The organism is Pseudomonas zanjanensis (assembly GCF_014268745.2).
In the GTDB taxonomy this organism is placed as follows: domain Bacteria; phylum Pseudomonadota; class Gammaproteobacteria; order Pseudomonadales; family Pseudomonadaceae; genus Aquipseudomonas; species Aquipseudomonas zanjanensis.
In genome coordinates this window covers 14707-27914 of record NZ_JABWRB020000003.1, presented here as the reverse complement: position 1 = coordinate 27914, position 13208 = coordinate 14707, and the positions used below count along the sequence as shown (strand labels likewise).

The window sequence follows — 13208 nt, the reverse complement described above, 5'->3', positions numbered from 1 at the left end:
ATGATCAATGTAGACCTTCAGCAACTGATCCAGGCATTGGACGCTGAAACCAGGCGTGACCTGGAGCGTTCGGCCGAGCATTGCGTGGCCCGTGCCGCGGACAAGGTCCTGGTGGAAGACTTGATGCTGAGTCTGCTGGAGCGTCCCCAGGGTCTGCTCGCGCGCGCCTTGCAGGACGCCCAGGTCAGTGCAGGCGAGTTGAGCGCGGCCCTGCAACCGCGGATAGGGCACAGCGCTTCGCGCAACCCGGTATTCGCTCCGGAACTGGTGCAGTGGTTGCAGGATGCGCTGCTGGTGGCCAATCTCGAACTCGGCCGCAGCGACGTCGGACAAGCAGCGTTGCTCCTGGCGTTGCTGCGCAACCCGCTTCGCTACGCCGGGAGTGCCTATTTGGCGCTGCTTAACCGGTTGAACGTTGATCGCCTGAAAGGGTTCGCCTTGTCGCAACAGGCTCAACCGGTTGCCGGCCAGCCCACCACGACGCACGGCTCCCTGCTGTCGCGCTTTACCCATGACCTGACCCGACAGGCCCGTGAAGGCCAACTCGACCCGGTACTCTGTCGCGACAGCGAAATCAGGCAGATGATCGATATCCTCGTTCGTCGCCGCAAAAACAATCCAATCGTCGTCGGTGAAGCAGGGGTGGGTAAGACCGCCATCGTCGAAGGGCTGGCGTTGCGCATCGCCGCCGGGGAGGTTCCGTCGGTGCTTCAAGGCGTTGAATTGCTTTCACTGGATATGGGGCTGCTGCAGGCTGGCGCCAGCATCAAGGGAGAATTCGAGCGTCGTCTCAAGGGGGTGATCGATGAGGTCAAGGCTTCGCCAAAACCCATCATCCTGTTCATCGACGAAGCCCATACCTTGATCGGCGCGGGTAACCACGCCGGGGGCACCGATGCGGCCAACCTGCTCAAGCCTGCCTTGGCCCGGGGCGAGCTGCGTACCATCGCGGCGACCACCTGGGCCGAGTATAAAAAATACTTTGAAAAAGACCCGGCCCTGGCCCGTCGTTTCCAAGCGGTGCAATTGCACGAGCCGACCGTCAGCGAGGCAGTGACCATCCTGCGTGGCCTGGCCCGGGTCTACGAAAACAGTCATGGCGTCTACCTGCGCGATGACGCGGTGGTCACGGCAGCGCAATTGTCGGCCCGCTACCTGGCCGGTCGTCAGTTGCCGGACAAGGCCGTGGATGTGCTCGACACCGCCTGCGCTCGCGTGCGGATCAGCTTGGCCGCGGCCCCACAAAGCCTGGAGCGACTACGTGGCGAGTTGGCCGAAGGCGCGCGCCAACGCCAGGCGCTGCGTCGCGACGCAGAGGCTGGCCTGCCGGTTGATCTTCAGGCTCTGGAGGCGCTGGAGGTACGTCTGGCAGCCATCGAGGACGAGAGTCACACGCTGGAATTCCAATGGACCGAGCAACGTATCCTCGCGGAACGTTTGCTGTCGCTACGTCAGCAATTGGCCAGGGCACGGGAAAGCGCGGTGGATCAAGCCCACGGTATCGAGGCGCTGGAAGCGGCCGTGCATGAAACACACGACTCGCTGGTGGCCGCACAAACCCAGGAGCGCCTGGTCAGCTTTGAAGTTTGCCCACGACTGGTCGCCGAAGTGATCCATGCCTGGACCGGTGTACCGCTGGCGCAACTGGCGCGCGAGCACAATCTGAAAGTCGCCAGTTTCGCCACAGACCTGCGTGCACGTATTCGTGGCCAGGAATCGGCCGTACAGGCGCTTGATCGCGCGATGCGCGCCGCCGCCGCAGGCTTGAACGAACCCGACGCCCCGGTAGGGGTATTTTTGTTGGTGGGCCCAAGTGGCGTCGGCAAGACTGAAACAGCACATGCCTTGGCCGACCTGCTCTATGGCGGTGAGCGTTTCCTCACAACGATCAACATGACCGAGTTCCAGGAGAAACATACCGTTTCCCGACTGATCGGAGCGCCGCCGGGCTACGTCGGTTTTGGCGAAGGCGGCATGCTCACCGAAGCTGTGCGGCAAAAACCCTATAGCGTGGTGCTGCTCGACGAAGTCGAAAAAGCCGACCCGGATGTGTTGAACCTGTTCTACCAGATCTTCGACAAAGGCCTGGCCAATGATGGGGAAGGGCGGGAGATCGATTTTCGCAACACCCTGATTCTGATGACATCGAACCTGGGCAGTGAGTGTATCGACGAGCTGTGCGAAAACGGCGCACGACCAAGTGCCGAGCGCCTTGAGGAGTCCATTCGCCCGATCCTCAGCAACCATTTCAAGCCAGCGTTGCTGGCCCGCATGCGCGTGGTGCCGTATTACCCGGTCAGCGGGCCTGTGCTGCGTGAACTGGTGGAAATCAAACTCGACCGCCTGGGCCAGCGATTGCGTCGACGTCAGTTGGGCTTCAGTTATTGCGAGCACCTCGTGAGCCACCTGGTCGAGCGCTGCAGTCGCAATGACCGTGGAGCGCGGCTGATTGGTCAATTGCTCGACCAGCACCTGATGCCGCTGGTTGCCGACCGCTTGCTCGCGGCCATGGCCGGCGGCGAACCGCTACGGCATGTACGCGCGGTGCTCAAGGGTGAAGCCAGTGTCGCGTGCGAGTTCTCCTGAAGTGGGCGCTCTGTTCAAGAAACTCTCGCAGCCACTGGACTATGCCGAAGCGCTCTTGGCGCAGTTCTCCAACCTCTCGCTTTTGACGGAAGGTGAGGCGTTGGTGGGGAATTTCATCCAGGGTGTGTCTCGGCTCAGCGGTTGTGAGCTAGTGCAGTTATACCTGCTCGACACCACCGGTACACGCCTGAAAATGAACACCGAATGCCTGGAAGGCCAGTTGCATTTTCGTGACCCGCAAAGCCTGCCTTCCGATTACCAGGCTGAACAATTGCTGCAATTCTCCCTGGGCCAGAACCGTGTGGTGTACCTCGGGTCGTTGAGCGACAGCGTTCACGAAACCCGCTTTCTGCCAGCCCGGGCCACACCTTGGCAGTCACTGCTTTGTGTTCCCCTGGTCGACCCGCAGGGTAGCGTCGGTGGCTTGTTGTTGTGTGCCAGTGCTCAGCATCTCGACTTGCATGGCGTCGCTGAGTCCCTGGGGCATCTCGGGGCCTTCGCCCTTGGCCAGATGCATCTGCTGCAGCGTCTGCACCGTCCGGCCGAGACACCTGTTACCTCAAGCCTGCCGAGCGGCATCAGCTACGGCCTGATCGGCAGGAGCGTGGCCATGCGCAAGACCTGCTCACTGATCAGTAAGGTACTGCACAGCCCCTATACCGTCTTGCTGCGGGGCGAAACCGGTACCGGCAAGGAGGTGGTGGCCCGGGCCCTCCATAACCACGGCCCGCGTCGATCCAAGGCATTTATCGTGCAGAACTGTGCGGCGGTCCCCGAGAATTTGCTGGAGAGTGAGCTTTTCGGCTATCGCAGAGGGGCGTTCACCGGTGCCGATCGAGACCGTGCCGGGCTGTTCGACGTGGCCAACGGCGGCACGCTGTTGCTGGACGAAATTGGCGATATGCCGTTGTCCCTGCAAGCCAAGTTACTGCGAGTGTTGCAGGAGGGCGAAATTCGTCCTTTGGGGTCCAACGACACCCATCACGTCGACGTACGCATTGTTGCCGCGACTCATCGCGACCTTAAGCGATTGATGGATGAGGGCAAGTTCCGCGAAGACCTGTATTACCGTCTCGCACAGTTTCCGATCCAGCTACCGGCGTTGCGTCATCGCGACGGTGACATCATCGAACTGGCGCGGCATTTTGCCGATAAGGCTTGCACGCTGCTGCAGCGTGATCCGGTGTGTTGGTCAGACACGGCGCTCGATCACCTGTCGGCCTACGGCTTCCCGGGGAACGTCCGGGAACTCAAGAGCGTCGTGGAAAGGGCTGTGCTCCTGTGCGAGGGCGACGAACTGCTCATCGAGCACTTTGCATTGCATATCGAGACCCCTTCCGAGCGCGGCCGCATCAACCTGCGTGAGCGGATGGAACAGATCGAACGTGGTTTGCTGATCGATTGCTTGCGCGAGAACTCGGGCAACAAGACCCGCGCCGCCCGCGAGCTCGGCCTGCCGCTGCGCACCTTGATCTATCGCCTCGCGCGTCTGAACGTCCAGCGCGGTGATTTCAATGATTGACCCTTCTTTCGCGCTATGGGGAACCGTTCCAGCCCGATCCTTTCATTCTGGAGACTTCTTGATGCCTGTCTTTCCCTGGCGAGCCGTCCTGTCGGCGATTCTCGTGTCATTGGCCCTGGGCGGTTGTAACGCCAATTACAAATTCAACGACAGTGGTTATCGCCCTCTGGGTGATCCGCAGGCGGTCAATCGCGGCAAGTGATGCCAAGGAGCTTTTGATAGATGGAACTTGTTTTTGAAATGCTCAACGCCAGCCAGTTCGTCCCGTCACGGCTGTGCCGCAAGACCTTCGGGCCGACCGGCGGCGTGATCGGGCGGGGCGAGGGCTGCCACTGGCTCATTCCTGACCGCGAGCGCCTGTTGTCCAAGCGTCACGCGCAGGTCAGCTTTCGTGACGGCGCGTTTTTCCTGACCGACACCAGTGGTAATGGTACGACCCATCGCGAAAGCGGCGTGCGCCTGCCCAGGGGCGAGCCGGTACCCATACTGGATGGGAATGCCTACATCATGGGCGATTTCGAGATCCTCGCACGGCTGGTCTCCGGGCCGGCGGACAAGCCTGCCGAAGCGAGCCGCCCGAGGCCGATCGACAGTCTCATTCCCGATGACGCCTTTCTGGAGCTCGATCCGCTGAAGGCGTTGGATCAGCAGGACCGGGCCTTGCTGGACATCGATGAGCCGATAAATCCTGCGACCGTCCCGCCGGACGCCCTTGGACGGCCGGATTATGCGCGTATCGACATGGAAAGCCTGCTCTTGCCGGAGCTGGTTGGAGCGCCAGTCGAACCAGGGCTTGCCCCCATCCCGCCCACCGAAACTATTGGCCACCCCCACGACGGCTTTTGGCAGCGCTTCGGTACGGCCTTGGGCATGGATCTCGAAAGCCTGGACGGCAAGGCCCGCGAAGCCCTGGCGATCAACGCCGCGCGGCTGCTCCAGCAAAGCATTCAGAGTTTGCAACAGAGCCTGCGTATTCACTCGGGGCTGAAAAGCGAACTGCGCCTGGCCCAGACCTATGAAGAACAGGTTCGCTTGATTGCCAGCCTGCAAATCGACCACCACGGATGATGTCCATGCTGCACTGCACGATGCACCTACCCAAGATTTTGACTGCGCTCGCCACGACTCTGCTGCTGGCCGGTTGCACCACGCTGTCGCCCTTTTCGACGATGACCAAGCTCAGCCTCACCCTGACGGCCAATGACCGACTCAACCCTGATCTCAATGGCCGGCCATCGCCGGTGGTGGTGCGGTTGTTCGAACTCAAGCATCCAGTGGCTTTTGAAAATGCCGATTTCTTCAGCCTCTATGAGCGTCCGAGGGAAACACTGGCGCCTGATCTGGTTGCCAGCGAGGAGTTGGAGCTACGTCCGGGCGAAACCGTCGAGCTCAGGCTCGGTATCACCGGGGATGGCCGTTACGTCGGCCTGCTCGCGGCGTACCGTGACCTGCCACACGCCCGTTGGCGCTATACGCTGCCAGTAGCTGCGGCGCAGTTGACCGAAGCAAGCTTGACCCTCGACCAGGAGGGAATCGCCAACACGCTTGAGCGACTGGCCAAGGTGGCTGACCGATGAATCACGACAAGGTCATCTGGCAGGAAGGCATGCTGTTGCGCCCCCAACATTTGCAACACAACGATCGCTACTTCGACCACCAATTGAAGGTTCGCACCCGGTTGCTGGCCAGCTACGCCTGGGGCTTCCTGGCGCTTGAGATCGATCTGCAATTCCTCAACATGGGGCAACTGGTGGTCAGCCAGGCCAGCGGGGTCCTGCCGGATGGCAGCCTGTTCGAACTGGGTGGCAACGCCGAGCCGCTGGCCTTGGAAGTGCCGTCCAATACCCGCAATACCCCGATTTACCTTGCGCTGCCATTGGTGACCGGCAATCACATCGAGTCCCGTCGTCCAGAGCAGTCTGACGTGTTGGCACGCTACACCGTCTACGACGCGCAGGTGAACGACTCCAATGCCGGAGAGGCCGGAGGGAGCCAAATCAGTTGCGGTCGTCCGGACTTGCGCCTGCTGTTGGGCGAGCAGCAGAGTGATCATGCGTTCGTGAAGCTCAAGCTCTGTGAAGTGCTCGATACCACGGCCGATGGGGTGATCAGGCTCGATCCGAACTTTGTACCGACCTTCATCCAGGCTCGTGCTTCCCACTACTTGCTGTCGTGTCTCAAGGAAATCATCGGCATGCTTGCCCATCGAGGCGACACCCTGGCTGAGCGGATCCGCTCCAATGGCAAGGCCGGTGGTGCGCAGGTCGGCGATTTCATGATGTTGCAACTGATCAACCGCAATGAACTGTTGCTGCGTCATGACCTGGATCTGGAGCAGGTGCACCCCGAAACGCTGTACCGAACGCTACTGGCGCTGTTGGGTGACTTGGCAACGTTCTCCAGTGACAGCAAGCGCCCAACGCTCAACAACCGCTACCAGCACAGCGACCAAGGCGCATGTTTTCGAAGCCTGATGCAAGCGATTCGCCAGGTCTTGTCGATGGTGCTCGAGCAACACGCTATTGAACTGCCGCTGCAGCCGCGCCAATACGGAATCATCGTCTCGCCGCTGCAGGACCTGTCGCTGCTGGACACCGCTTCATTCGTGCTGGCGGCAAGTGCCCACTGTGACAGCGAAGAGTTGCGCCATCGATTGCCGGCGCACCTCAAGGTCGGTTCGGTGGAGCACATCCGCCAATTGGTCAACCTGCATCTGCCCGGCATCAAGATCAGGCCTTTGCCCGTGGCCCCGCGGCAGATCGCGTTCCATGCCAACAAAACCTATTTCATTCTCGAACCCAACGCCGAAGACCTGGCGCAACTGAAGCGCTCCGCAGGTTTTGCGTTCCATGTCAGCGGTGATTTCGCCGAGCTTGAATTGAATTTTTGGGCCATCAGGAACTGAACCAAATGGATAAGGAACATCTTCAGGATGAAACAACGGTCCTGCTCGACCAACATGGACAACGCCCTGCTTCAGTGCCTTTGACTGACGCAGCCCCGCCGCCGCGTTTCGAACAGTTGCAAGAGCGAATGATCTACGCCGCGCACCTGCCGCAGCCCCAGACGTTCACGGTCAGCCTCAATCCGCTGGTCGCGGCGGCGTCCGGATTGCTGTCGCACATGGTTCAGCTCAAGCACGGTCGCGAACGCGAGGACCTGCACGCCCTTAAAGGGGAACTGAAGCGGAGCCTGGAACAGTTCGAAGCCTGTGCCTTGCAGGGCGGTGTTGAAAGCAGTCAGTTGATCGCCGCGCGTTACGTGTTGTGCACCGCGATTGATGAGGCGATTGTCACCACGCCGTGGGGCCACGGGGGCGGTTGGTCACAGATAAGTTTGCTCAGCACCTTCCACAACGAAACCTTTGGTGGCGAGAAAGTCTTTCAATTGCTTGAGCGCTTATCGAAGAACCCCCTCAAGCACTTGCCCATGCTGGAGTTGTTGTACTTGTGCCTATCCCTGGGCTTCGAAGGCAAATACCGGATTCAGACCCGCGGGATGCTCGAACTCGAAAGCCTGCGTGACGCCCTGTATCGGTTGATTCGCCAGACCCGCGGCGACACCCCACGTGAACTGTCACCTCACTGGGAGGGCTTCGGCGGCGCGCGGCGCCGTCCGATGCGCATTGTCCCGACTTGGATGGTCGCGGCTTTCACGCTGGCCTGCCTGGGGGTGATGTACGCGAGTTTCGCCTGGGTATTGGACGAGCAACGCAAAAGCGTATTGCAACCTTATCAACTGTCAGAACCGGTCGCCGCTCAGCCGCTGCCGTAAACAGGGACGTGTCATGAAATCGCTTTTCAGGAAAATCAGTGCCTGGGTGCGCCAGACCTGGGTTTGGACGCTGCTGCTGGTGCTTAGTGTCGCGCTGTTGGTGTGGTTCGCCGGGCCACTTCTGGCCGTCAATGATTACAAGTTCTGGGCGAGCCCGACGGCGCGACTGCTGACTGTCACCGTGCTTGCGCTGGGCTGGGGCCTTGGCATGGTTTTCGTCAACGGGCGAGCCGGTTCAAGCGCGAATTCCCAACAAAACGCCCCCGATCAGGCTCGAACCCTGCATCAGGCCAGGATTGATGATGAGCGGCGCGAAGTGCGCTCGCGCTTCAAGCAGGCCTTAACCACGTTAAGGTCCTCGAACCTTTATTCCGGCCACGGCGATCTGCCCTGGTATCTGCTGATAGGCCCGCCTGGCAGCGGTAAAACCCATCTGCTGGAGTGCTCGGGTCTGGATTTTTCGTTCGATAGGCTAACGCGAAGCGCCGTCAACAACGGATCCGGTACTCGGCATTGCGATTGGTATTTTGCCGAGCCCGCCGTGCTGGTCGATACCGCCGGACGCTACCTGACCCAGCCGGACAGCGAGCTCGACGGCAGCGGCTGGACTGTATTGCTCGAACTGTTGCGCAAGCGTCGCCGCAGTCGCCCGTTGGGCGGTGTGCTGGTGACCGTGCCGTCCGAGGTCCTGTTGCTGGGCAGCGAGGATGAAGTCACTACACTGGCCCGCCAGGTTCGTGGTCGCCTACAGGAACTGCAACGGCGACTGCGCATCGATGTCCCGATTTACCTGATCCTGAGCAAAGCGGACAGCGTGCCCGGTTTTAACGAGTTCTTTGATTCACTGACTCGCGAGGAAAACGACCAGGTACTGGGCGCGAGTTTCAGCCGGGACGCGCACGGCAGTGACATCACCGTGTTACGTGCTGAGTTCGAGGCACTGCTGCATCGGCTCAACAGCCAAATGATCATGCGCATGCATCAGGAGCGCGATACGTTGCGCCGTAGCCGCATGCTTGATTTCCCCCACCAACTTGGACAACTCGGCACCAGCCTGAGCCTTCTGGCCGAGCAGGCATTCAGCGGCAATGTCGGGACGCTGCGTGGTTTCTATCTGACCTGCGCATCGTCGCCGGACCGCTCGGCGGCCCCGACCTCCGAACCTGGCAACGCGGGCGTGGGTGCCAGCCTTACTGGCCGGCGCTCGCGGTTCATTCATCACCTGCTCAGTCGGGTGATTTTTCCGGAAGCCGATCTGAGCGACCTCGTTCAGCGTGAACGCCGTCGTATTCATTGGGGACAGCGGGCGTTGTACCTGGGGGCGCTGACGGTCGTTGGTCTGTGCGGGCTGTTGTGGGCGAGCGGTTTTTCAACCAATCACGAGCGCTTGGACAGCTTGCGTTCGCTGGCGCAGCGCTGGGATCGGCAACAATCGACCCCAGCGAGCACCGATGATTGGACCGCGACGCTCGAATCATTGGATATCCGCTTCGAGGCCACTCGGGTTTTCCCACCCTACAATGCGGTGCCGTTGCATGAGCGTGTCGGCCTGTATCAGGGTGAAGCGACCAAGGCTGTGGTCAACGACGCATACGAGCGTGAATTGCAGGCGCAACTGCTGCCAAAGATCGCGCAGAGGTTGGAGGAACATGTCCGCAACAACCGGGATGATCGCGGGCAACTGCTCGATAGCCTGCGCGCGTACTTGATGCTGGGCTTGAAGGAGCGTCGCGATGTCGCCTGGCTCAAGGATCGGGTGGCCAAAGACGGATCGCTTCGTTACCCCGGCAACACGGCGCTGCAAGAGCGTTTGAATGCTCACTTTGCGCGCCTGTTGGAGCTGCCCTTCATTCAGGTGCTCAACGAGCCACTGGTGACCCAGGCCCGGGAGGCCCTTCGCCGTGAGTCCTTGGCTGCCGTCGTGTACAGGATGCTGCATGAACAGGCCAGTCATCTGCCGCCATATCGACTCAACCCACACCTGGGGTCACAAGGGGCGCTGCTGGTCGGCACTGACCGTGAGATTCCCGGTATCTATACCCGACAAGGTTATGAACGCTACTTTTCGGTTCGAGGTGCGACCCTCGTCACCGAACTGCTGCGGGATAACTGGGTGCTGGGAGAGAGTGAGCGTCTTAGTGCTATGGACATGCGGCGCCTGATGGTCGAGCTGGAGCAGCTGTATTTCCGTGACTATGCCGACCACTGGAGCGAAGCGGTCGGCCGAGTCGCGCTCCAGACCATCAGCAATGCGGGCGAGGGCGCCGAGCAACTTGCGGGCCTGACCTCGGCTCATTCGCCGATTCTGCGGCTGCTGGTACAGGTGCGCGAAAACACCCGCTTCCAGACGGTTGCCGAGGCATTCGACGACCTGTCGCCAGCGGCAGGGAAGCAAGGAGCAGCCGATAAGAAACTTGCCGCCGTCGCGGGGAAAGCCGCTGCATCCCTGACCGAACATCTGCCGGACATTGCGCAAAAATCCTTGCGACGGCGTTTCGAACCGCTGCATCGCCTGTTGGATGAGGAGGGTGGGCCCACGGCTGATCTGGTCCAGGCCTTGCGTGCCCTCGATGAGGTGCAATTGCAATTGGCGAACCTGGCCCGGGCCAGTGCGCCGGAACAAGCCGCGTTCGAACTGGCCAGGCACCGCATGGGTGGCCAGCGCGATGGGTTGAGCAACCTGCGCAGTGCCTCTGCTCGCCTGCCGCGACCGGTCAACGGGTGGTTTAACGTACTGGCCGAGGACAGTTGGCGTTTGGTGCTCAACGACGCTTATCGTTACTTGAACCAGCGGTATCAGAGCGAGTTGTACAGCTTTTATGGCAAGGCGATCAACAAGCGGTACCCGTTCAGTGCTCACAGTGCCAGCGACGTTGCGCTCAACGACTTCCGGGCATTCTTCAAGGACCAGGGCATCGTCGATCGATTCTTCAACCACTACATGCAGCCCTTCATCAGCGGCCCCGAAGGAAACTATCGCCTGCGCAGCATCGACGGCCAGAGCTTGCCGATGTCCCGGCTCTACCTGGATCAGATAGCGACCGCGCAGACCATCCGCCGGAGCTTTTTCGCCGACAACCCGAACGAACCGCGAGTGCAGTTCAAGCTTGAACCGTACACGTTGGATCCAGCGGTGAGCCGTGCTGAATTCCGCTTTGGCGACCAGACGCTTGAATACCGCCACGGTCCGATCCTGCCGATGGCGTTTACCTGGCCAAGTGACGCGCAGGATGGTCGAACAGCCTTGGTGTTGGACAAAATGGTCGGACGCGGCATCGGCATAGAGAAAAACACCGGGCCGTGGTCGCTGTTTCGTTTGTTCGACCTGATGCAGAGCGAATACCTGACCGGGCGCGATGTACGCGTGTTGAAGGCGGACTTGGGTGGCCTGCGTGCCAATTATTTGCTGACGAGCCAGCGCACACCGAACCCTTTCGACATGAGCGTGCTGCGCACATTCCGTCTGCCGGCGCAGCTTTGATGCAGGAATCAGCCCTCTGGCGCAGCGCCGCGCGTACACATCCCGGCAAGACCCGGGCACGTAATGAGGATGCCTTTCTCGACTGCCCACAGGGGGGAATGTGGGCTGTCGCTGACGGCATGGGTGGCCATTCGGGCGGTGACATCGCCAGCCAGTTGATCGTGGCCAACCTGACGGAACTGCCAGTCTGTCGGGACTTGGATCAACGTTCCAAAGCGGTGCGTCAATGCCTGCGCTGGACCAATCGGCGGCTGAGCCAGGAGCTTACCGTCACCGACCATCATCCCGGCATTACTGGCAGCACGGTGGTGGTGCTGCTGCTGCAAGGCAACCGTGGCGTGTGCATTTGGGCGGGCGATAGCCGTTGTTACCTGTGGCGCGGCCGACGGTTGTACCAATTGACCAAGGATCACTCATTGCAACAGCAACTGATGGACACGCAACACATCAGCCGCGATGAGGCCGGTGCTCACCCTGCGGCCAAAGCGTTGACCCGCGCAGTGGGCGCCGCGCCAGAACTGAAGTTGGAGGTGTTGGAACTGGATGTTCACCCGGGCGATACGTTCCTGCTGTGCAGCGACGGTCTGTATCAGGGCTTTGGCGCACTGGCCCTTGGCAACGCCTTGAGCCTGACTTCGCCATGTAAGGTCCTGGAGCAGCTTTTCGATGTCGTCTTGCGTGGCCCGGCGCGGGATAACCTGACCGCCGTAGTGATCCGAGCGTGAATGAAGAGGGTGGCCATCCTACGTATTTCGCCTTTGCCAACCCGGTGTCCGCTGTGGCATCAGGTCAGCGTTGCCTCAGCGAAGCGTCGGACCTACTCGCGGGACGCTATCGCCTCGAACGCTTGCTGGGGGCGGGCGGCATGGGTGTTGTTTACCGCGCGCGGGATTTATTGCATGAACAATATGCCGACCCCGATCCGTACCTTGCGTTGAAAATGCTCAGTGGAGCATTCGACGAATCAGCCGATGCGAGTGCGCTGCTCTACAGCGAGTTCGCCCTGATGCGGCGATTGCACCACCCAAATATCTTGCGTCCCTACACCTTCGAAGTGGATGCCGCCCAACGGCGGGCTTTCATCACCATGGAGTTGATGCGCGGGCTGACCCTGGACCAATTGCTGTGCGAACGCCCCCTGGGGCTGCCTTGGCCCGAACTGAAGGCGATCGCCGTGCCGTTGCTCGATGCCCTGGCGTATGCCCATGGACGTGGCGTACTGCACGGCGACATGAAGCCCAGCAACATCCTGTTGAGCGAAGAAGGGCTGCGCCTGTTCGATTTCGGCTTGGGCCTGGCCGAGGAGGGTCCTTCGCAGCACCTGCCGAACCTGAACCGTGAACGCCTCAACGCCTGGACCCCTGGTTACGCGGCGCCTGAACTGCTTGAAGGTGCGCCCCTGTCGGCGAGTGCCGATGTCTATGGTGTGGCTTGCGTGCTGTATGAACTGGCGAGCGGTAAACACCCGTTCCGGCGCTTACCCGCCACCCAGGCCCGCGATGCCCGGTTGGAACGCGGGCTCAAGGCTCCGCAAAACCTGCCCAGGCGTTGCTGGCCGGCACTGCGAATGGCGTTGGCGTTTGATCCAGGGCAGCGTCGTATTAGTTCGGCTCGATTGCGTGATGCCTTGGGTGGAGTGTCGTCCTGGTGGTGACATTCTCCCTGTGTGCGAGCTTGCTCGCGAAGGCGGCAGCACGGTACGCACCAGGTCTTAAAAGACACTCGGTCCCCGTGGCGAGGGAGCTTGCTCCCGCTCGGCGGCGTAGCCGTCGTAAACCGGCTGATGCGGTGTGTCTGTAGGAATGCGCCGGCCTGTTTTGGGGCGGCTACGCCACCCAGCGGGAG

At 60.9% G+C, this 13208-nt stretch carries 10 protein-coding genes; all 10 read left to right on the top strand.

The genetic code is table 11. The features are described 5' to 3' along the window. The 10 genes from tssH to HU715_RS19910 all read left to right on the top strand — a co-directional run bounded on the left by tssH (window position 1) and on the right by HU715_RS19910 (window position 13017). Window positions 1-2586 (top strand): type VI secretion system ATPase TssH, encoded by a 2586-nt coding sequence (gene tssH, locus HU715_RS19955; RefSeq protein ID WP_186709553.1) that lies wholly within the window; start codon window positions 1-3, stop codon window positions 2584-2586. A gap of 10 nt (window positions 2587-2596) precedes the next feature. After that, window positions 2597-4108, top strand: a complete 1512-nt coding sequence (locus HU715_RS19950; RefSeq protein ID WP_186709617.1) for a sigma-54 interaction domain-containing protein — start codon at window positions 2597-2599, stop codon at window positions 4106-4108. A 61-nt stretch (window positions 4109-4169) separates the two neighbouring features. Then, window positions 4170-4310 carry a type VI secretion protein gene (locus tag HU715_RS19945; RefSeq protein ID WP_186709547.1) on the top strand — a complete coding sequence of 47 codons (141 nt, stop codon included), beginning with the start codon at window positions 4170-4172 and terminating at the stop codon, window positions 4308-4310. Window positions 4311-4330: 20 nt separating this feature from the next. Beyond that, the gene (tagH, locus tag HU715_RS19940) at window positions 4331-5176 is read left to right on the top strand and encodes a type VI secretion system-associated FHA domain protein TagH (protein ID WP_186709545.1); all 846 of its coding nucleotides are present in this window, start codon (window positions 4331-4333) and stop codon (window positions 5174-5176) included. Between the two features lie 5 nt (window positions 5177-5181). After that, window positions 5182-5685, top strand: coding sequence for a type VI secretion system lipoprotein TssJ (gene tssJ / locus HU715_RS19935; RefSeq protein ID WP_186709544.1), 504 nt, complete (start codon window positions 5182-5184; stop codon window positions 5683-5685). Beyond that, a complete protein-coding gene (gene tssK, locus HU715_RS19930) occupies window positions 5682-7013 on the top strand; it encodes a type VI secretion system baseplate subunit TssK (RefSeq protein ID WP_186709538.1) in 1332 nt (443 codons plus the stop codon). Before tssJ ends, tssK begins: the two co-directional genes overlap by 4 nt. A gap of 5 nt (window positions 7014-7018) precedes the next feature. Further along, complete coding sequence (icmH, locus tag HU715_RS19925; RefSeq protein ID WP_186709535.1) at window positions 7019-7882, top strand: type IVB secretion system protein IcmH/DotU; 864 nt, start codon at window positions 7019-7021, stop codon at window positions 7880-7882. A gap of 13 nt (window positions 7883-7895) precedes the next feature. After that, on the top strand, window positions 7896-11363 hold the full coding sequence (gene tssM, locus HU715_RS19920; protein ID WP_186709532.1) for a type VI secretion system membrane subunit TssM: 3468 nt from the start codon (window positions 7896-7898) through the stop codon (window positions 11361-11363). Further along, window positions 11363-12088 carry a PP2C family protein-serine/threonine phosphatase gene (locus HU715_RS19915; protein ID WP_186709524.1) on the top strand — a complete coding sequence of 242 codons (726 nt, stop codon included), beginning with the start codon at window positions 11363-11365 and terminating at the stop codon, window positions 12086-12088. Before tssM ends, HU715_RS19915 begins: the two co-directional genes overlap by 1 nt. Before the next feature lie 44 nt (window positions 12089-12132). Beyond that, on the top strand, window positions 12133-13017 hold the full coding sequence (locus HU715_RS19910) for a serine/threonine-protein kinase (RefSeq protein ID WP_367617215.1): 885 nt from the start codon (window positions 12133-12135) through the stop codon (window positions 13015-13017). The last annotated feature ends 191 nt before the right edge of the window (window positions 13018-13208 follow it).

Excerpts from the sequence above, each read along its gene's own strand:
- icmH (WP_186709535.1), top strand. The coding sequence starts at position 7,019 with ATGGATAAGGAACATCTTCAGGATGAAACAACGGTCCTGCTCGACCAA.
- HU715_RS19945 (WP_186709547.1), top strand. The coding sequence starts at position 4,170 with ATGCCTGTCTTTCCCTGGCGAGCCGTCCTGTCGGCGATTCTCGTGTCA.
- tagH (WP_186709545.1), top strand. The coding sequence starts at position 4,331 with ATGGAACTTGTTTTTGAAATGCTCAACGCCAGCCAGTTCGTCCCGTCA.
- tssJ (WP_186709544.1), top strand. The coding sequence starts at position 5,182 with ATGCTGCACTGCACGATGCACCTACCCAAGATTTTGACTGCGCTCGCC.
- tssM (WP_186709532.1), top strand. The coding sequence starts at position 7,896 with ATGAAATCGCTTTTCAGGAAAATCAGTGCCTGGGTGCGCCAGACCTGG.
- tssH (WP_186709553.1), top strand. The coding sequence starts at position 1 with ATGATCAATGTAGACCTTCAGCAACTGATCCAGGCATTGGACGCTGAA.
- HU715_RS19915 (WP_186709524.1), top strand. The coding sequence starts at position 11,363 with ATGCAGGAATCAGCCCTCTGGCGCAGCGCCGCGCGTACACATCCCGGC.
- tssK (WP_186709538.1), top strand. The coding sequence starts at position 5,682 with ATGAATCACGACAAGGTCATCTGGCAGGAAGGCATGCTGTTGCGCCCC.